Below are 21,082 nucleotides of genomic sequence, written 5' to 3' on the forward strand. Positions count from 1 at the left end.
TCCATGACGCCGCCTGTCAGTAGACCCCTTGCGCACGTACGAACCACCCTTCGACGGAGTAGTCGTTGTCGGAAAATTCGTCATCGGAGAAATCGGTGAAGTTGTAGCCGACGCCGAGGCGGAAATTCTGCACCATCTGCCAGGTGACCTCGATCAGCCACCCCTGGCGCTGGTCCTGGGCCTCGTCCTGCACCAGCATGCGGTATTCGGCGCCGACATCGATCTTCGGCAACAGGTGATAGTTGAGCCGGTGGATGGAGAGCCAAGTGGTGGTTTCGCCGGACCCGCGATTGCCGAGCTTTTCTTTCTTGATGCGGATCGCTTCCTTGTCCACCCACTCGAGGTGGCGGTTGATGTCCAGCGACCATTCGGCCGAAGCGACGTGGGACTGGCTCTCCTCGCGCTCGTCGCCCAGCAGGTTCTGCGCCTGCCGGTCGCGCAGGTAGGTGTAGCGCAGCAGGGCGTTGAAGCGGTCGTGGGCCACCGGTCGATAGGCAAGGCCCAGGCTCGCCTCGGTGAAACGCGCTTCGACGCGCTCGAGCTCTTCGTCGCGGGTGACGCTGTAGCGGTATTTGCCGAGCAGCGTGTAGTCGGGGTTGAGCCTGACCTCGAGGTGGTTGGTGGTCAGGTACTGGGTGCGCTCCACTCCGCCGCGCTCGCGGCGCACCTCGTTGCGGGTCGAGATCTTCAGCCCGTCGCGGGGATTGTAGGAAACGCCGCCGGAGACGGTGTAGCGGCGGGTGTCCTCGGGCTCGCCGGGAATCTCGCCGTACTCGCCGGAGAGCAGCACCCGCACCCCCTTGAACAGGTCCCAGCGGCGCTCGGCGCCGAACAGGGAGAGGTTGCGGTAGCCGTCGGGCGAACGCTCCCAGTGGTACTCGGAATAGACCTTGGTGTTCTCCCCGTAGGGGGTTTCGCCGCCGACGATGGTGGTGCGCACCCGCCCCGCCCGCTCCTCGGCGAGGCGCTGGGTCAGGTAGATGTGCCCCTGGCCCACCGCCAGGCTCGCCCCGCCCTGGGCCGAGTTCCCCTCCGAGCCGACGGTGCCGCTGGCGTTGAGGGCGAGCAGGTCGTTGACCTGGTACTCGGCCCCCAGGGTGGTCTGGTCGTTGCGCGGTCCCTTGACCGTCTGCTGGTGCTCGAGCCAGCTGGTAAGGCGCTCGGTGATATCCAGGCGGAAGCGGGCGGCGGCCAGCTGCGAATCCTCGAGTTTGCGCCCCGATACCTCGCGGCTCTGCCTCACCTGGTACTCGCCGGTCACCCCCCAGCGACCGTGGTCGTGCTCCCACTGCAGGGTGCCGGTGTCGGCCTCGCCGAGGGCGGCCGGGTCGCCGGCCTCGAGCTGTTCGCGGTCGTAGCGGGCCAGCAGCCGGTCGCGGCCGCTCAGGCGCAGGCGCAGGTGGGCGCCGTATTTTTCCGTCCCCTGCTCGGCGAAGTTGCCGGCGGACAGAAAGCCCGGGCGCAGCTGCTTGATGTAGGCCCCGGCCTGATAGCGGTCGGGCGAGCCGAACCACTCGCCGATATCGACCTCAAGGGCGGTTTTCCAGGCCGAGCCGTCCTGATCACCGCCGGCGGCGAAGCTGCGATAGGAGAGGCCGCCGTCCTCGCTGATGCGGGTCAGGGCGTCGGCGCCGCTGCTGGTGGCGTATTCGCCAAGAATGCGGGTGCCGTCGCCGAGGCGGATCTCGGCGTCGAGGCCGCTCAGTTCGTAGCTGCCGGCCTCCAGCTCGTCCTGCACGTAGCTGCCCCCTACCGCCAGGTGGTCGCCGAGCTGCTGGCGCACCCGGCCGCCGAAGGCGGTCTTCTCGAAGGATTCGAGCTCGGTTTCGTAATCGACCTGGATGAACACCGGGTTGCCGGGCAGAAGCGCCCGGTCGACCAGCCGGCCGTCCTGGTGCACGCTGGCCACCGGCCGGTGGAACAGGATGCGCCCCTGGTCGTACTTGATCGTGTAGTCGACGTTCTGCTGCTGGGGCACCCGGGCCAGCACCAGCCCGGTGTTTTTGTCGCGCACCACCAGGGTGACCTGCTCGCTGCCTTCGATGACCGGGTCCTGGCTCAGAAAATAGAGCGAACCTCCGGTGGCCCGCAGCTCATCGCGGATGTGCGCCTGGCGGACCTCGGCGGCGAAGGCCTCCACCTTGGTGTGAGGGTCGCCGTAGCGGGTGCGTGAGGGCGACTGGTAGACCAGGTGACCGCCGTAGAGGGTGCGCTGGTAGGCGGCCAGCTCGGTGTCGCTGAGGTTGACCGCATAGTTGCCGAGCAACAGGTGCAGCTCGTCGCTGTCGAGGGCCAGGTAGAGCTTGCCCTGACTCTGGGTGTCGTAGACCAGGGTGCTGTCGTCGCCGTAGACCGGGTAGAGCTTGTCGGGGTCGAGGTTGGTCAGCAGACGGTCGTTTTCGACTTCGTCCAGATCGGAGAAGAGGTTTTCGGCCTTCTGCTGGCCGGTGTCCAGGGCGGCGGTGATCAGGTAACGCCCGGCGATGACCCCCTTGAGGTAGAGGGCGATGCGGCCGTCGGAGACGACCTGGCTGGACTTGTCGACCCCGGCGTTGTCCAGGTTGCCTCTGGCCTTGAGCTGGCTCACCTTGCCGTCGGCGAAGGCCAGGAAGAACAGGCGGGTGTCGCTGACCTCGAGGGCCTGTTCGATGGCGCCGCGGTTCCCCTCGGGGTCGCTCACCTCGACCTTGAGCGTGCTCTTGCCGTCGGGCAGCTCCAGGGTCGAGGCGAAGCGGCCGTCGGGGCGCACCGCCACCCGCAGGCCGTTGACCAGCACGCTGTTGCCCGGGTCGGTGGTGCCGGAAACGGTCAGCACCGGGGTCTGCAGTTTGCCCCCGGCGGGGGGGAGTTTGACGGTCAGGCTGGGCACCGGTTTGGCGAGCATCACCAGTTTGCCGTCGGCCTCGCGCTCGGACAGGGTCAGGTCGACCCCGCCCACCCGGGTGACTCCCGCGGGATTGCGCACCAGGATGGCGAAGGGGTTCTCGCCCCGGCGCAGGGGCAGCTCGCCGGTGAAGGTGCCGTCGGCACCGACCTGCAGCGGCTCGCCGTCGAGTTCCACCTGGTTGCCCGGTTCGGTGCGCCCCACCAGCCGGTACTGCAGAAGGGGCTGTTGCGGGTCCTGTCCTGGCGCCTGGGGGAGGTCCCCGGCGGCCAACCGCGTCTCGCCCACCGGGTCGACGATCTCCAGGGTAGGCACCGGAAAGCTCACCCTTGAGGTGCGCCCCTGCTGATCGCCCATTTCCACATCGAGCCGCTCGAGGTCCTCGCCGTTGACCTGGGCCGCAAAACGCCCCCCCTCGGTCACTTCGACTTCACGGCCGTTGAGGCGCACCTGCGGTTCGGTGCGGAACTGGTCGTGCAGGCGGGCTCGCTCCACCTCCTGGAACTCGCCCTTGATCTCCACCCGGCGGTTGAGCGCCCTTCCCTCTTCCATGTCGTTGCTGGCGATGGGACGCGACTCGCCGAACCAGCGCACCACGAAGCGTTCGCGGGGGAGCTTGCCCTGCTCCACCAGAAAGGCCACCGCCGCCTCGGCGCGGCGCTTGGCGAGATCGAGGTTGTACTCGTCGGTCCCCACCCAGTCGGTGTGGCCCTCGATGACGATCCGCTCATCGGGGTAGTTTTTGAACACTTCGGCGGCCTTGCGCAGGGCGTCTCTGGCTTCGGGGCTGAGGGTGGCCGAGCCGGAGATGAAGGCGCTGCCGGTCAGGTCGAGGGAGATCGCCGAGCTGCAGTTGACCCCGAACAGCCGCCGGCTGCTGGTCGTGTGGCTGCCGTCGGCGTAGCGAACCTCCATCTGGTACTGGCAGATCGAGCCGCCGGGGACCAGCTTGCCAGCATCGGTGCGGCCGTTCCAGCGGATGGCGGGCGGCGGGTTCCCCCTGCCTTCGAAAACCCGCAGCGGCTCGCCGGCGCCGTCCATGATGACGAAACGCCAGCCGGCCACCTCGCGCCCGGCATCGACGCCCAGGTCGAAGCGCACCGGTTCGGCGAGGGCGCCCCCCTTGATGTCAATCACCTCGTCGAGGTCCTCCAGGGTCATGCGCACGCTGTTGCCCGGCAGGGCCAGGGGTTCGCCGTTGACCAGCAGGGTCATGCCGCCGGTGTTGCCCACCACCTCGAGGGGGCGCCGGTACGCTTCGCTCTCCAGGCGCAGTCCGGTCTCCCCCTGGTCGCCGATGCTGCGGCTCTGGTAGCGGTAGCGCACCCCGAAGTTGGCCTTGGCCAGCAAGCCCTCTGTGAGGCTCAGCACCCGGGTTTCGCCCTGGGTGGCCTCGGCGCCGGCGGCCAGGCTCTGCAGGTTGATCTTGACCAGGCGCTGACCCGGCTTGACCGCCGGGAAGTGGTAGCGGCCGTACGCGTCGGTGAGCACATAGGTGCCGTCGTCGAGGGCGACCATGGCGCCGGGCACTCCTTCTTCGCCCGGATCCTGCCAGCCGTCGCCGTCGTGGTCCTCGAAGACCTTGCCGATGATGGTCCCCAGGTCAAACAGCGGGTCGACGGCCACCCGCACCCGTGCCTCGGCGGGGTTGGAGAGGTAGCAGGTTTCGCAGACGTCGCGGGCCACGGCGCGGTTGACGAAATCGCCGGTGTTGGCTCCCGAGCCGACCACCAGCTGGTAGCTCAGGGTCACATAGCCCGGCTCGCCGGGGTCGGCCCTGCCGTTGCCGTTGGCGTCGGCCAGGGCCGGCACGGTGCCGATATCGAAGCTCAGGGTGCGGCTGCCGGTCGGATCGGCGGCCCTGGCCCCGTTGACCAGGGTGCTGCCTTTCACATACTTGAAATTCGGCGGCAGCTTGTCATCGACCCGCACCGCGGTCACGTCCCGGTCGACGGTGTTGCGCAGCGCGATGCTGTAAGTGACCACGTCGCCGACCAGCACCTCGCTGCGGTTCGAGGACTTGTCCAGCTCGAGGACCTGCCCCTGGGTGAAGATGACCAGGGGCCGTGCGGCCAGCTCGAAACCGTCAGTGAGGTTGGTCCCGGTTACGGTGGCAACCCCCGGCACTGTGGAGGTCAGCGAGGCAACCACCGCCCCGTTCAGATCGGAAACGCCCCAACTCGGTGCGAAATTCGCCGGACTGCCGACAGCCAGGGGGGCGATGGCACCGGCCGTCGACTCCCAGGCCGCGCTCCAGGAGATGTTCTTGCCGGAGACAGCTTTGTGTTCGGCGTCATGCAGGCTGGCAGTGACAATACTCGCCGAAACCCCGTCGGCGATGACCAGGGTCGGCACCGCGGTCAGGCTGGAATACTCCGGATGGGCGCTGCGCTCGCGCACCGTGACGGTGACCGAGGCAGCGGCCGTGGCCCCGGACGAATCGCGTACCGTGTAGCTGAAGGTTTCGCTGCCGAGGAACCCGGCGACCGGCGTGTAGACCAGGCCGGCGCCGCCCGGGGCAACGGCGACCGCTCCTCCCCGGTCGGGGGAACCCACGGCGCTGATCACCAGGGTGTCGCCCGGGTCGGGATCGCTGTCGTTGCCCAGCACATCCAGAGGGTTGTCGCGGCTCCCCTCGGCCGCCTCGAAGGCATCGTCCTGGGGGGCGGGGCCGGCATTGACCTCGTTGACGGTAATATTGATGGTTTCCTCGGCAAACCGAATGGGGGAACCATTGTCGCTCACCCGGATGGTCACCGGGTAGACCCCAGGGCCCTGAGCTTCGCTGGGCGTCCAGGTGAAATCACCCGTGGGGGTGATCGTCGCCCCGGCCGGGGAACTGCCCTGCAGGCTGTAGGTCAGGATGTTGGCCGGCAGATCCGCGTCGCTCGCCGTGGCGGTGAAGGTCAGACTCGCCAGTTCGTCCACCGAATGATCACCGATGGGGGAGAGGCTCGGAGCACTGTTGACCTCGTTGACCGTGATGTTGATGGTCTCTTCGGTGAACAGGTTCGACGGACTGTCGTCGGTCACCCGAACCGTCACCGGATAGACGCCGGGACCCTGGGCTTCGCTGGGCGTCCAGCTGAAAACCCCGGCGGGGGTGATCGCCGCCCCGGCCGGCGGGCTGCCCTGCAGGCTGAAGGAAAGGCCGTTGCCGTCAGTGTCAGAGGCAATGGCGCTGAAACTCAGCGCCTGAAGCTCATTGACCGACCGGTCACCAATGGGGTTGAGGGTCGGCGGGTTGCTGACCTCGTTGACGGTGATGTTGATGGTCTCTTCGGCAAACAGGTTCGGCGTGCCGTTGTCGGTCACCCGAACCGTCACCGGGTAAACCCCGGGGCCCTGCGCTTCGCTAGGCGTCCAGCTGAAATCGCCGGTGGCCGTGATCGCCGCGCCGGCCGGCGGGCTCCCCTGCAGGCTGAAGCTCAAGGTGTTCGCCGGCAGATCCGGGTCGGTCGCAGCTGCTGTGAAGGCCAGGGCGGACAGTTCGTCCACCGTCCGGTCGCCGATGGGGTTGAGGACCGGCGGGCTGTTGACCTCGTTGACCGTGATGTTGATGGTCTCCTCGGCGAACAGGCTCGGGGTGCCGTCGTCGGTGACCCGAACCGTCACCGGGTAGACGCCGGGCCCCTGGGCTTCGCCGGGCGTCCAGCTGAAATCTCCGGTGGGGGTGATGGACGCTCCAGCGGGGGGGCTCCCCTGCAGGGTGAAAATCAGGTTGTTCGCCGGCAGATCCGCATCGGTCGCCGTGGGGGTAAAGGCCAGGGTGGACAGCTCATCCACCGAGCGGTCGCCGATGGGGTTGAGGACTGGCGAACTGTTGACCTCGTTGACCGTGATGTTGATGGTCTCTTCGGCGAACAGATTCGGCGTGCCGTCGTCGGTGACCCGAACCGTCACCGGGTAGACGCCGGGCCCCTGGGCTTCGCTGGGGGTCCAGCTGAAATCTCCCGTGGCGGTGATGGCCGCGCCGGCCGGCGGGCTTCCCTGCAGGCTGAAGCTCAGATTGTTGCCATCCGGGTCTGAACCGCTGGCGGTAAAGGTCAGAGGCGCCAACTCATCCACCGTCCGGTCGCCGATGGGATTGAGAGATGGTGCCTGGTTGGTATCCGTGACCGTCCACTGAAATACCACCTGCCCCTGCATCACCGGGGCGCCATTGTCGGTAACCGTGACAGTGACGGCATAAGGGCTGCCGGCTGCGGCGGTCAATCCGACAGTCCCCGAAATCTCCCCGGTGCCCGGGTTGATGGTCAGTCCGGACGGCAGCCCCGCGGCCGAATAGGTCAAAAGGTTGGCGGGCAGGTCATTATCCACGGCACTGATCGATAAACTGACCGCATCGCCCTCTCCGTTCGCCTGATCCCCGGGATTTGTGACCAAAGGCGCCGTGTTGACCTCGTTGACCGTGATGTTGATGGTCTCTTCGGCGAACAGGTTCGGCGTGCCGTCGTCGGTGACCCGGATAGTCACCGGGTAGACGCCCGGTCCCTGGGCTTCGCTGGGAGTCCAGCTGAAATCCCCGGTGGCGGTGATCGCCGCGCCGGCCGGCGGGCTGCCCTGAAGGCTGAAGCTCAGGCTGTTGGCCGGAAGATCCGAGTCCGTAGCCGTGGCGGTGAAGGTCAACGCCTGCAGTTCATCCACCGCTCGGTCGCCAATGGGGTTGAGGGTCGGCGGGTTGTTGACCTCGTTGACGGTGATGTTGATGGTCTCTTCGTCGAACAGGTTCGGCGAGCCGTCGTCGGTCACCCGAACCGTCACGGGATAGACGCCGGGACCCTGGGCTTCGCTGGGCGTCCAGCTGAAATCACCGGTGGCTGTGATCACCGCGCCGGCAGGCGGGCTCCCCTGCAGGCTGAAGCTCAGGTTGTTGCCATCGGAATCGGTGGCAGATGCGCTGAAATTCAGGGCCGACAGTTCGTCGATCGTCCGGTCGCCGATAGGGGTAAGAACCGGGGGGTTGTTGACCTCGTTGACGGTGATGTTGATGGTCTCCTCGGCAAACAGACCAGGCGAGCCGTCGTCGCTCACCCGGATGGTCACCGGGTAGACGCCGGGCCCTTGCGCCTCAGTGGGCGTCCAGCTGAATTCGCCGGAGGGGGTGATGGCCGCGCCGGCCGGCGGGCTCCCCTGCAGGCTGAAACTCAGGGTGTTGGCCGGAAGATCCGGGTCCGTCGCCGTGGCGGTGAAGGTCAACGCCTGCAGTTCATCCACCCCTCGGTCGCCGATGGGGGTGAGAACCGGGGCGATGTTGACCTCGTTGACCGTGATGTTGATGGTCTCCTCGTCGAACAGGTTCGGCGTGCCGTCGTCGGTCACCCGGATGGTCACCGGGTAGACCCCTGGCCCTTGCGCCTCGGAGGGCGTCCAGCTGAAATCGCCGGTGGGGGTGATCGCCGAGCCGGCCGGCGGGCTGCCCTGCAGGCTGAAAGTGAGATTGTTCGCCGGCAGATCCGGGTCCATCGCGGTTGCGGTGAAGGTTAATGCCTGCAGCTCATCCACCGCGCGATCGCCCACCGGGTCGAGCACCGGCGGGTCGTTGATCGGATTGACGGTGACCGTCACCAGGGCGCTGTTGCTGCCGCCATTGCCGTCCTCGATGGTATAGGAGAATGTCTCCGTCCCGAAAAATGCCGCCGCCGGGGCGTACTGTATGAAGTCGTCGGTCAGGTCGGCGGGCGTGCCGTTGTCGTTGATAATCGCAGTGCCGCCGTTGTCGGTGGCGCCGACCGCTGTGATGCGCAGGGTATCGCCGTCCGGGTCGGTGTCGGGCCCGCTGCCGTTGTCGGCCAGAACATCCAGGGTCTGCAGGGGGCTGTTCTCGTCGAGGCTGAAGCTGTCCGGCTGGGCCACGGGGTTTGAGTTGCCCACCACGACGGTGATGCTGTTGGCATCGCCCGGGTCGAAGTCGGCATCGCCGGATGCGGTACTCTGAAAACCGACCAGGGGGGTCGCCGTGTCGTTGACCTCCGAGGTAAAGTCCCCCGAACCCGGAGCGGCCGGGGCATCGGCAGCGAAGAGGATCCGGAGATTGGTCCCTGAAACCGTGATCCTGGAGCCCAGGGTAATGGTGATCTGCGGCGCCGACACCGAGGCGCAGTATTCATTGATTCCCGGAGTGGGGCAGCTCGCACTGGCCGTCTGGCCGCTGCCGTCCCGCAGGACGCCGGTCACCGAAAAATTGCTGAAGCCGGCGGGTGCGGTGATCCGGGCCTGGTTGACGCCGGTATCGTTGGCACCGACCTGGGGCAGGATGTCATAGACGAAACTGTTGCCAGGGCTGCCGGGGGAGATCAGGTTGGGCGCTATTTCGGCGACGGCACTGGTGATTGCATATCCTTGCGCGGTAACAGTGAGGATGTCGCTGTCCCCAGCGGTCCCGTTGGCGTCTCCGGGCAGGGTCGCCTGAGAGACCTCGACCGTGGTGGTGTCATCGATCTCCGAACTGAAAAGGGCGCTGCCCGGAGACGCCGGCGCGACCGCGTCGAAGGTGACCTGGATGCGGGGGTCAGGCGTCAGGTCATTGACTTCGTCGCCGAGCAGAATGGTGATCTGCTGCCCGGCGATGGTCGCGCAGGCCTGTCCGGCGCCGGGGGCCGGGCAGTTCTGGGGTTTTCCCGCCCCACCGACGGAAACGGCAGGGGTGCCGGAGAGGGCGTAACCGGCCGGGGCGGTGATACGGACCCAGTTCAGCCCGGTATCTGTTGGACCGATCTGCGGGAGGATATGATACTTGAAGGTATTGCTGCTGCCGACCACCACCTGGTTCGGCAAAATCTCCGCAGCGGCGGTGGTCACCGCGGCGGCGGCCAGGCGGTTCACCGTCGCGGTGGAGCTGCCCAGGGCGATGGTGCCGCTGAAAAAACCGGTGGCCGTGTTGGACAGGGCATGGGCCAGCCCCCCCAAGGGCCCGGCAAGCATGGCGAAGACGCAAAACGCCGCCGTCAGCCAGCGCCTGGGGGCGCGGCCGAAATTTCGGCATTTTTTGCGATAAGTCTTCGTCATTTCAGTGCTCGCCATGGGGGTCGTTTGCGACCCGTTTCAGGTTGATCAGTTCACCCGGGCCTTGATCCGGATGGCCACCCGGTAGGGCTCGGCCAGGGGGTCCGGAGCCGAGGATTTCGGAACGGTCAGCGCCAGGTTGTTCGGCGCCCCCAGGGTCGCTTCGTTCGCGGTGGTCAGATTCCAGTCGAGCTGGTCGTCGCCCTGCGCCGGGGTGAGGGTGTTCCAGGTCAAAGCGTTCCAGCTCCCCGCCCCGGTCCCGTTCTGCAGCCACTGGGCGGCGTTGGCGGCGTTCATCTGCAGCCCGGGGGTCGCCACGGTACCGAGGATCTGGAAGGTGGCGGGATCGAGGGGATTGACGATGGTGAACTGGGTCGGGTCGACAAAATCGCGCACCCGCACATCATCGAGAGCCAACGCGGTGGTATTGTCGAGGTAAATCACGAAATAGACGTCGCTGCCGGCGACCACGTTCCCGCCGTTGAGGATGTTGCCGCTGGTGTCGCGGATCTCCTTGACCAGCCCGGGGGTGACCACCTCGACGGTAAATACGTTGGAATCGCCCACCGTCGCCCCGCCCGCAACTCGGGTCGCCTGATTGTTCGCGGCCTGGACCAGGCCTACCGCAGCCGGCAGCAGCAGCATTGCCACCGCCGCAATCCAAGCAAAATTTCGCTTTCCAGAGAATCGCACCATGCGATGAATCATCCTGTTGAACAGAGGTTCTCTCGTCATCGATCAGGTCCCCTCTACTGGAGTTGAACCCTGAAAACCATCCCCCAGACGGTGTTGGCGCTGACGTCGATCTGGGAGTTGGGGGCTGGTAAACCTGCCCTGACGGTATTGCCGTTCTGGCTGACGACCGTCCCCGGTCCCGCGGCGGCCGCGATCGCCGTGTAAATAGCACTCTCGTCCCCCGAGCGGCAGGCAGCAGTGCTACAGGTTCCCTGTTTGAGGTTGCCCTGGTACAAAAAGGCGCCGTCCAGGACATCCTCGGCCCGCAGATCGATGATCTGACCGCCGCCGTTGTTGACATGGACCAGAAAATCGACCAGCGTCCCCTTGGGCAGCCGCACACCGGAGGCAAGCCGGGTCCCGTCGGTCAGAAACGCGGCCTTGGCCAGGGATTTGGACAAAGTGGCGTCGGTGAGCTTGTAGATGGTGCCCCGGGCGCCCACCACGTAGCCGGTGTTGGCATCCACCGGGAACTGGACTGCATACAAGGCATTTCCGGTGGGCGGCTGGCTCGGATAAAGCCCCCAGTTGGCACCGCCGTTGGTGGTGTAAAGCACCGTCCCCCCGGTCCCGACGATGAAGCCGGTGGTGCTCGCCGGAGGGAAATGGATCCCCTCGAGAGAAGCCGAGACTCCCCCCACAGAACGATCCTGCCACGGGGGGCCGGGCCCGTCGCCGCCGTTGTTGGTGCGCAGTATTCGGCCCAGCTCGCCCACGGTGAAGCCGATTTCGTTGTCCAGAAAATACACTTCGTTTAAATGCTCGAAAACACCGGAAGCCAGGGGTGTCCAGGTTTCTCCCGCGTTGCTGGTTTTAAAAATGATCCCGCTGTTGCCCACGGCATATCCGGTCAGAGCATCCTGGGGGAAATGCACCGCATTGAACGTGTCCGGAGGGTTCAGATATTTCATTACCCAAGGGGTCGCTCCTCCGTCGGTGGTTTTGTAGATCCGCCCGCTGCGGGCAACAACATGCCCCTGGGTGACGCTGGTCATATAGACATCGGAAATGGCGCCCGCCCCGGGCGGATTGGGGGTATACCAGCCGGTCTGGTTGGTGATGGTGGACCCGGCATTGGTGATTTTCACGATCGCGCCCCCGGTCCCCACCACGAAGCCAGTCTGGTCGTCCACCGGAAAATGCACCGCATACAGGGTGGAATAGACGCCATAGCTGAGAATCCTCCAGGGGGTCGCGCCGCCATCGGTGGTCTTCAGAATAAGCCCCCCACCGCCTACCGCATAGCCGACCTGGTCGTTTCCCGGGAGGGGAAACTGGACGTCGTTGATATCCGGGACAATCAGCGGAACGGGAATCCCCGCCCCCGCCCAGTCGATGCTCTGCGGAATCCAGGCGGCTCGGGCAGGCAGCGCCAGAAAGAGCAGAAAAAACCCGCAGACCGCCAGGCTCCTTAAGGGGGCCGGCACTTTCGGGATTCTTCCACGATCACTCAAACCCATACGCCTCGACATCCTAAAACTCACCGACGACCCTTACCCGTCGACCAGGCCCCCTACTGGAGCACCACCTCGTAGGTCAGAGCCCAGACTCGGTTATTCCCCACATTCAGCACCGCATTCCCCGGCAGGCCGACCTCGATGGTCGCTCCAGAAATCCCGGCCACATCGGTCGAGTTGATGGCGTCGCCGACAACGGTGGTCGCGTTAGCAAACAGGGTGGTCTCTTCGGCGGGAGTCAGCGGCACTCCCCCGAAGGAACTTGTGTTCATGGTGCCGACCCTGAGGGTCCCAGGCACGTAACCGAAGGCCGGGTCGAGGACATCGACAAAGCGCACATCGTTGGTGGCGCTCTGGTCGCTGAACAGGTAGACCATAAACTTGATGCGGGTCCCCTTCGGCAGGCGGATGCCGTGGGGGATCCAGGTGCCGCCCTGGTCGAAAGCCTGTTTGGTGAGGGACACGGCGGCATTGCCGTCGATCAGTTTGATGGTGTCCCCGCCCTTGCCCACCGCATAGGCGAAGGTGCCCGGAGCCACTACGGACAAGCCCTGCAGGTCTTTCTTGGTGATCACCCCCGACTGCGGGGACAGGCTCCAGGTCGAGCCGCCGTCGCCGGTCTGGATGATGGTCCCCTTGCCGCCCACCGCGTAGCCGATGCCGCCGCCGGCCGAAAAATCGACGGCATTCAGGTCATCTCCCGTAGGTGAGGCGACCGGACTCCAGGTTTTGCCGTTGCTGGTGCGATAAATCATCCCGCCATCGCCGACGGCGATGGCCTGCTTGTCGGTCAGCATGGCGATGGAGTAGAAACTGAACAACCCGCCGGGCCCCTGGTTTTCCCAGGTCGCCCCGCCGTCTTCGGTGCGCAGAATCGTCCCGCTGGCACCGACCGTGTAGCCGATGTCATCCGTGTGAATGCCGTTGCCGTCGTTGTAGAAAAACACATCGTACAGTTTGACGGTCGCTCCGGTGGTGTTGAGCTCGCTCCAGTTTGCGCCCCCGTCCGTGGTCCGTAAAAAATTCCCCCCGCCGCCAACCGCATAGCCGATCTGGCTGTTTACAGGCAGGGCGGGATTGGGGAAATGCACCGCCATCAGCTGATTGCTGCCTGGGGTGGCAGGAGAAATGGTCGGCCCCCCGGAGGCATTGGTAATTTTGGTAATCAGCCCGCCGTTACCCACGGCAAACCCTGTGTTGTTGTTAATAAAGTGGATGCCGTTGAGGCTGGCGCCGGCATAGCCGATGTAGGTCCAGGACGCCCCCCCGTTGGTGGTGCGGAACATGAAGCCGGCGTCGGCGGCAACGAACCCGACCTGGTCACTGACCGGGAAATGAACAGCATTGAGGTGATCCCCGTAGGGCGTGGGGATGGGTATCCACACCGCCCACAAGGAGGAAGGGATGCCCCACAGCACAGCAGCCAGAAGGCACTGGGCCAGGATGCGGGGCAGCCCGGTGGGTTTTGGGAGGGATAACTCATTCTTCTTCATTTACTGAATACCCTGTTTATCCGGCCTACTTTCGCTTTTTATTACTGTTCGCCCGCGTTCAGAATCTTCAGAAACGCCTCCACCACCTGCGGGTCGAACTGGCTCCCCGCTCCCCGGCGCAACTCGGCGACGGCGGCGGCCTTGCCAATCCCTTTGCGGTAGGGGCGGTCGGCCATCATCGCGTCGTAGGCGTCGAGCACCGCGACGATGCGGGCCTGGACGGGGATCTGCTCGCCCGCTTTGCCAAAAGGGTACCCCTGGCCGTCGAAACGCTCGTGATGCATCTCGATAACCGGGATGACCGGAGCCAGAAAGGTCATGCCGCGGATGATGTCGCCCCCTTTGCGGCAGTGTTCTTTCATGACCGCAAACTCTTCCTCGGTGAGTCGGCTGGGCTTCTGCAGTATCACCTCGGGGACGCCGATCTTGCCGATGTCGTGCAGCACCGCGCCGAACAGCAAAATTTCAAGCTCCTGCCAATTCAGGTCCAGGGCCCGGCCCACGGGCTCAACGAACTTGAGCATGCCGTCGGCATGCTCGCCGGTGGTGTGGTCCTTGGCATCGAGCGCCTCGGCAAAAGCCAGCACCGCCTGGTAGGTGGACTCCCGCACCTCCCTGCTGGCCGCGTGAGCGGCATTGAGCCGGAGCACCAGTTGATCTGCGACGGTGGCGAGGAATTCTTCATCTTCAGCGCTGAATGGCTCCCGATTGACCCGGTTGCAGGCATTGAGCACCCCCATGGCCAATCGCCCCGCCCCGCCTGAATCAGCTTCGAGAAGCGGCACCGAGACGAAGGCATCGGCCTGGTAGCCACGGTGGACATTGGTCGGGATGCCGGGGTTGGGATCACGGGTGCAATAGCGCAAGGCCCACCCCTTTTCCGCCACCAGCCCGGCCACCCCCTCGCCCAGCCGGACCCTGCCGGCCTCGGGGGGGAAGGGCTGCAGGCCGACCGAAGCCACAATTTCCAGATCCCCCGCCTCTCTGTCCAGAAGCATCATGGAGACCCGCTGGGCGTCCAGTTCCGCGGCGACGAACCGCACGGCCGCCTCCTGCAGTTCCCGGGCATCCCTCGCGGCGTTGAGCGCCTGGTTGATCCGGGCCAGCCCCATCAGGCGCTTAACGGCCGTCTCCAACTGCTCGGCTCTCCGGGCCAAGGCTTCGGCCTGTTGCGCCTTGAGCTCTTTTTCCCTGCGTTTCTCAAAGGTTGTGCGCACCAGCGCCGAAACGGCGCCCAGATCAGCGAAGGGCTTGGTGAGATAGTCGGCGGCCCCCAGGCGCAGGGCCTCCACGGCCGTCTCCATGGAGCCGTGGCTGGTGATGAGCACCGCGTCGGTCTGGGGGTGGCTCCGCTTGATTTCCTCCAGCACCCGGGTGCCGCTCATATCCGGAAGCACCAGGTCGAGCAGCACCAGGGGGAAAGGCTCGCGGCAAAAGGCCTCCAGGGCCTCCCCACCACAGGTAACCGTGGTGACCTGGTACCCTTCGTCGCCAAGCAGCTCGCTCAACAACAGACAGACCGTCTCGTTATCGTCCACAACCAGGATTCTCTGGGAATCGTCCACGCTTGTCGCCCTCTGGCAGGTCCCGGTTCGCTCCCGGTCCCGCCGCATAAACAAAACGCCCACCTTCTTTCCGAAGATGGGCGTCTGCCCTATTCCCCCAATTCATCCAGGGGGAATATGACGCGTCTCTCTTCGGCAACCCGGCTGTCCACCCTGCGGGGGACCCGTGGTTTTGCGCCGCCAGATCGCTCTGGCTTTGCTCTTTTCGGAGAGTTGGTGAACCAGCCGCCGCCGGCGGCTGAAAATCAGCACTGTTTTCCTACATGGGAAATTCTTTCAGCATGGCCAAAAACACCTCGACCACCACCGGGTCGAACTGGCTCCCCCTCCCCTCGCTCAACTGCCCCAGGGCCTGGACCCGGGTCAGGGGACGACGGTAGGGGCGCTCGGCGGTCATCGCGTCAAAGGCATCGAGCACCGCCACGATCCGGGCCTCGAGGGGGATCGCCTCCCCGGCCAGCCCCTTGGGATAACCGCTGCCGTCGAACCACTCATGATGCGCCTCGATAATCGGAACCACCGGCGCCATGAAGGTCATCGACCGCAGAATGTCCCTGCCGACCCGGGTGTGGTTTTGCATGATCTGGAATTCTTCGGGGGAGAGTTCGGCAGGCTTCTGGAGGATGCGTTCGGGCACCCCGATCTTGCCGATGTCGTGCAGCACCGCCGCGTAGCGCAGGATCTCGGTCCGCTCCTCGGGCAGACCCAGCCGTTCGGCCATCGGTTCGGCATAGCGGAGCATTCCGCCACTGTGCTCACCGGAAGTGGCGTCCTTGGCCTCGAGGGCCTCGGCCAGGGCGAGGATGGCCTGGTAGTGGGTGTCCTTGAGCTCGCGGTTCACCGCCATGGCGTTGTCGATGGCCACGGCGATCTGGGAGCCGAGGGTGTCGACGAACTGCAGGTCCTCTTCGCTAAACGGCTCACCGCTGGCCTTGTTGCTGACGTTGATCACCCCGATGACCTCGCGGTCGCCCTTGATGGGGACGCTGATTATCAGGGGGGTGGAGACAAAGGTGGAGGTCCGGTAGCGGCCCTCGCCTGTAGGAGCCAGATCGGCCTGGGTCATCTGCTCCTCGGAGATCAGGGCCTTGCCTTTCTGGGCCACCCAGCCGGCCACCCCCTCTCCCAACCGGCAGCGGGCACCTTTGACCTTGTCGGGGTCGATGCCGTGACTGGCCTTTATTTTCAGCTCCCCGGTGCGCTTTTCCAGCAGCATCAGGGAAACCCGCTCGGCATCGACCTCGCGGGCCACCAGCTGTACGGAAAACTGCAGCAGTTCCTTGAGATCGAGGATCGAATACAGCGAGCGGCTCAACTCGTTCAGGGAACTCAGGCGCTTGACCGCCGTTTCCAGTTGACGGCTCTTGCTGAGGATCTGCCGGTAGAGCCACTCCTTCTCTTCGATCCTGCGACGCTTGCTGAAGGTCTCGCGAACCAGGTTGGTCACCTGTTCGAGGTTGTCGAAAGGCTTGGTCAAATAGTCGGCGGCTCCCAGACGCAGCGCTTCGATTGCCGATTCCATGGTGCCGTGGCTGGTGATCATCACGGCATCGGTCTGCTGGGATAACTGTTTGATGGCCTTGAGAACTTCGGTTCCGCTGATCCCCGGCAGCATCAAATCGAGCAGCACCAAAGGGAAGGGATTCTGCTGAAAAGAATCCAAGGCGGCTTCCCCGCTCAAGGCCGTGGATACCTCGTACCCTTCAGTCTCCAGCACCTCACTGAGCAGGGCGCAGATCATTTCGTTGTCATCGACAACCAGGATCCTATGCCGTTCGGCCATGAACCCTCCGGAATTTTCGCGGTGCGTTACAGCAGTCCAACAAACACCAGCCATTGCTACCCGAGAGAGAACCTCGAAGCCGTCGCCCCCGGGGTTCCTCCAGCCGTCCCCTCAGAAATAGACCTGATCAAAGCCCTCCTTCTACGGCTGGAGTTCGGCGCCGGAGATTCTTCAGGTCAACCATCAATAACAAAGGGCTATTTCTCTCATTTGTTTTTGTAATTCTTTAAACTTTTTATTGAAGATATTTTGAACCAAAATACTATGTTTTCTATTTCTCTTCAAATTAAATCTTCGAAAAACCTCGAAAACATGACCACTTCAGAGAGAATTTGAAATTTTTGACATAAAAAATTTCATGCCAGAAATATGCCGGTTTTTTATATTCACCTGCATTCGGAGGGTCCAGAGTTTGTCTCGAGAGGCCGGTCCCTTAATTGGATTTCTCTATTCCCCCGATTTTCCAGCCCCGACAGAAGATCTCGAGAAAGGCACAGAGGCAGCCGGATTGGTTGCCGCCGGGGAAAAACCGGTATGCGAACACCGGCGGGTCCAGCCGGAACATGCCATGGCCTTTTCAGGGGGGAAAATGGTGAAATAACGGACTATGGGTCAGGATGGACGGGGACAACCTGTCGGGGCGGGGCGGGCGGGATCGGGCAAGTCAACCACCAGCGGGGCGGCCGAGCGGGCGAGGAGCGGCGTCAGTGCCCGCCCCCGCCGAGGTAGGCGTTCTGCACGTCGGGGTTGGCGAGGAGGTTTTCGGCGCTGTCCTCGAGCACCACCCGGCCGACTTCGAGCACGTAGCCGCGATGGGCCAGGCGCAGGGCGGCGCGGGCGTTCTGCTCGACCAGCACGACGGTCAGGCCCGACTGATTGATCTCCTGCAGGGTCTTGAAGATCGCCTTGACCAAAATGGGCGCCAGTCCCAGCGAGGGTTCGTCGAGCAGCAGGATGCGCGGCTTGGCCATCAACGCCCGGCCGATGGCGAGCATCTGCTGCTCGCCCCCCGAGAGGGTGCCGGCCAGTTGGGAGCGGCGCTGGGCGAGCACGGGGAAGAGCTGGTAGATCCACTCTTCGGTCTGCTTGATGTGGGCCAGGTCGCGGTTGGTGAAGGAGCCGAGCTTGAGGTTCTCGTGCACGGTCAGGGTGCCAAAAACCCGCCGCCCCTCGGGAACCTGGGCCACCCCGGCCGCAACGATCTTGTGGGCGGGCATTTTGCTGAGTTCCATGCCGTCGAAGACGATGCTGCCGCCCGAGGCCTTGACCAGGCCGCTGATGCTCATCAGGGTGGTCGATTTGCCGGCCCCGTTGGCCCCCAGGACGCTGACGATTTCGCCCTCGTTGACGTGCAGGTTGATGCCGTGCAGGGCCTCGACGTTGCCGTATTTGACGTGCAGGTCTTTTATTTCGAGAAACATGTTGAAACCTTAAAATTAAAGCCCCGGCCGCAATTCATCTGACCGATCGGTCCGATCCGACGGATCAGTCGGATCCGACGCGGCCGGGGCGGCCTTGATTATCAATCCGCCCCCAGGTAGGCCTCGATGACCTTGGGGTTTTTCTTGACCACCTCCGGCGGGCCCTCGGCGATCTTTTCACCGTATTCGAGCACCACCAGGTTCTCGCAGGCACGCATCACCAGGGCCATGTCGTGCTCGATGAGCAGCACGGTGATGCCGCGCTCGCGCAGCTTGCGGATCAGTTGCAGCAGGCGTTCGGTCTCCTGCTCGTTCATCCCCCCGGCGGGCTCGTCGAGGATCAGAAAGCGCGGCTTGGTGGCCAGGGCGCGGGCGATCTCGAGCAGGCGCTGGTTGCCGTAGGAGAGGTTGCAGGCCAGGTTCTCGGCCTGGTCACGCAGACCGACGAACTCGAGTTCGGCCAGCGCCAGCTCCAGCACCTCGCGTTCTTCACGGCGCTCGGCGGGGGGCTTGAACATGCCGGAGAAAACCCCGGCCTTCATCCGGCAGTGGGCGCCGGCGAGCACGTTCTCGATGACCGACATGCGCTGGAACAGGCGGATGGTCTGGAAGGTGCGGGCGATGCCCAGGGTGACGATGCGATGGGTCGGCAGGCCGGTGATATCGCGGCCGTCGAAGACGATCTTGCCCAGGTTGGGCTTGTAGTTGCCGGTGATCAGGTTGAAGGTGGTGGTCTTGCCGGCGCCGTTGGGGCCGATCAGGCCGACGATGGAGCCCTCCTCCACGGTGAAGGAGACGTTGCCCACGGCGGTCAGGCCGCCGAAGGTCTTGGTGACGTCGGTGAGGGTCAGCAGGCTCATGAGGCTTTCCCCCCTTCCCCCTTGAGGCCGAGGAATTTGAATTTTCGCGGGCCGGGCGGCAAAATCCCCTGGGTGCGCACCACCATCATGACCATCATCACCAGGCCGAAGACCAGCATGCGGCCGCTGGCGAAGCCGCGGAACATCTCGGGCAGGCCGATGATCAAAAAGGTGCCGAGCAGCACCCCGGCCATGTTACCGGCGCCGCCGAGGATGACGATCATGAACACCACCACCGACTCCCAGAAGCTGAAGGACTCGGGGGAGATGATGCTCATCTTGGCGGCGAACAGGTTGCCGGCCATCCCCGCCCAGGCGGCGCCGACCACGAAGGCGGCCAGCCGGTAGCGGCCGGTGTTGATGCCGCTGCCCTCGGCGGCCACGGCGTCCTCACGCAGGTAGTTGAGGGCGCGGCCGAAGCGCGAGTGGTGCAGGCGGTGGAACAGAAACAGGGTGATCGCGACGAAACCCCAGATCAGCCAGAAAAACTCGTGGGGGCGGCGGATCCGGAAGCCGAAGATCTCGGGGCGGTCGATGCCGAAGATGCCGTTGGGGCCGCCGGTGATGCCGAAGACGTCGTTGATCAGGGCGATGCGGATGATCTCGCCGATGCCGACGGTAACGATCAGCAGATAGTCGCCGCGCAGGTGGATGACCGGGCGGGCGATCAGCACCGCGAACAGCCCGGCGGCCACGGCGCTGGCCGGCAGGGCCCAGAGGATCGGCACGTCGAACTGGGTGTTGAGAATCGCGCCGCAGTAGGCGCCCACCGCGTAGAAGGCGGCGTGGCCCATGTTGTACATGCCGGCGTCGCCGAGGATCACGTTGAGGCTCAGCGCCAGCAGGGCGTAGAGCCCGACGCTGTTGAGCACGTCGACCCAGTAGGCGTTGAGGTAGGCCGGCGAGGTGACCAGCACCAGGGCGAGGATGGCGTAAATCAGGTTCCTGCGGTTCATCATATCTTCTCGGCCACCCTTTCTCCCAGCAAGCCCTTGGGGCGCACGATGAGGATGGCGATCAGCACCACGAAGGCGATGGCGTCCTTCCAGGCCACCGAGATGTAGGCTGCGCCGAGGGCCTCGATGACCCCGAGCAACAGCCCGCCGACCATGGCGCCAGGGATGTTGCCGATGCCGCCGAGGATCGCCGCGGTGAAGGCCTTGAGCCCGTAGATCCAACCCATGGTGAAGTTGATCTGCCCGTAATAGAGCCCGACCATCAGCCCCGCCGAACCGCCCAGGGCCGGGCCGATGAGAAACACCAGCATGATCACCCGGTCGACGTTGATCCCCATCAGCTTGGCCGCGCCCTGGTCGATGGCCGCGGCGCGGATGGCGGTGCCGACGCGGGTCTTCTGGGTGAACAGGTAGAGGGCGGCCATCATCACCAGCGACACCACCAGGATCAGGATGCGCATCAGCGGGATGTAGACGCCGAAGATCTCGATAGTGGTGCGCGGCAGCACGTCCTGGGGGTAGACGTAGAACTTGGCGCCGTAGATCAGCATGATCGAGTTCTGCAGAAAGATCGAGGCGCCCAGCGCCGAGACCACCGCCGAGAGCCGCGGCGACTCGCGCAGCGGGCGGTAGGCGGTGCGCTCGAGCAGCATGCCGACGATGGCGACCAGGCCCATGACCATCAGCGCCAGGATCGAGGCGCCGGTGAAGGGCCCGACGTGGTCGCTAAGCCCCAGCGAGGTCAGCAGGGTCAGGCCGAGGTAGGCGCCCAGGGTGAACAGGTCGCCGTGGGCGAAGTTGATCAGCTTGAGCACGCCGTAGACCATGGTGTAACCCAGGGCGATGAGGGCGTAGATCCCACCCACGGCCAGTCCGTTGGTCAGCTGTTGAAAAAACTCTTCCATGAAACCTCGTTACCGGAC

The 21,082-nt window shown here is 64.7% G+C and carries 10 protein-coding genes and 1 riboswitch; all 10 genes read right to left on the reverse strand.

Annotated features, from left to right (window positions below; translation table 11 throughout):
* Positions 1-16 precede the first annotated feature (16 nt).
* Positions 17-9,892: a tandem-95 repeat protein gene (locus tag DESUT3_RS14660; RefSeq protein WP_221249218.1), complete on the reverse strand. Its 9,876-nt coding sequence runs from the start codon at positions 9,890-9,892 to the stop codon at positions 17-19.
* A 45-nt stretch (positions 9,893-9,937) separates the two neighbouring features.
* Positions 9,938-10,540 carry a hypothetical protein gene (locus DESUT3_RS14665; RefSeq protein ID WP_221249219.1) on the reverse strand — a complete coding sequence of 201 codons (603 nt, stop codon included), beginning with the start codon at positions 10,538-10,540 and terminating at the stop codon, positions 9,938-9,940.
* 98 nt (positions 10,541-10,638) lie between these two features.
* Positions 10,639-12,051, reverse strand: coding sequence for a WD40/YVTN/BNR-like repeat-containing protein (locus DESUT3_RS14670; protein WP_221249220.1), 1,413 nt, complete (start codon positions 12,049-12,051; stop codon positions 10,639-10,641).
* A gap of 86 nt (positions 12,052-12,137) precedes the next feature.
* The gene (locus DESUT3_RS14675; RefSeq protein ID WP_221249221.1) at positions 12,138-13,574 is read right to left on the reverse strand and encodes a WD40/YVTN/BNR-like repeat-containing protein; all 1,437 of its coding nucleotides are present in this window, start codon (positions 13,572-13,574) and stop codon (positions 12,138-12,140) included.
* A gap of 41 nt (positions 13,575-13,615) precedes the next feature.
* The gene (locus DESUT3_RS14680) at positions 13,616-15,139 is read right to left on the reverse strand and encodes an HD domain-containing phosphohydrolase (protein WP_221249222.1); all 1,524 of its coding nucleotides are present in this window, start codon (positions 15,137-15,139) and stop codon (positions 13,616-13,618) included.
* Between the two features lie 131 nt (positions 15,140-15,270).
* Positions 15,271-15,350: riboswitch (cyclic di-GMP riboswitch) on the reverse strand.
* 48 nt (positions 15,351-15,398) lie between these two features.
* Entirely contained in the window at positions 15,399-16,922 is a 1,524-nt protein-coding gene (locus DESUT3_RS14685; RefSeq protein WP_221249223.1) for an HD domain-containing phosphohydrolase, read from the reverse strand.
* Between the two features lie 704 nt (positions 16,923-17,626).
* Complete coding sequence (locus tag DESUT3_RS14690) at positions 17,627-18,343, reverse strand: ABC transporter ATP-binding protein (protein WP_221249224.1); 717 nt, start codon at positions 18,341-18,343, stop codon at positions 17,627-17,629.
* A gap of 101 nt (positions 18,344-18,444) precedes the next feature.
* Positions 18,445-19,203, reverse strand: a complete 759-nt coding sequence (locus DESUT3_RS14695) for an ABC transporter ATP-binding protein (protein WP_221249225.1) — start codon at positions 19,201-19,203, stop codon at positions 18,445-18,447.
* The gene (locus tag DESUT3_RS14700; RefSeq protein WP_404827050.1) at positions 19,200-20,159 is read right to left on the reverse strand and encodes a branched-chain amino acid ABC transporter permease; all 960 of its coding nucleotides are present in this window, start codon (positions 20,157-20,159) and stop codon (positions 19,200-19,202) included. Before DESUT3_RS14700 ends, DESUT3_RS14695 begins: the two co-directional genes overlap by 4 nt.
* Entirely contained in the window at positions 20,159-21,064 is a 906-nt protein-coding gene (locus tag DESUT3_RS14705) for a branched-chain amino acid ABC transporter permease (RefSeq protein WP_221249227.1), read from the reverse strand. Before DESUT3_RS14705 ends, DESUT3_RS14700 begins: the two co-directional genes overlap by 1 nt.
* Positions 21,065-21,082: the final 18 nt, after the last annotated feature.

The organism is Desulfuromonas versatilis (assembly GCF_019704135.1).
In the GTDB taxonomy this organism is placed as follows: Bacteria; Desulfobacterota; Desulfuromonadia; order Desulfuromonadales; family NIT-T3; genus Desulfuromonas_A; species Desulfuromonas_A versatilis.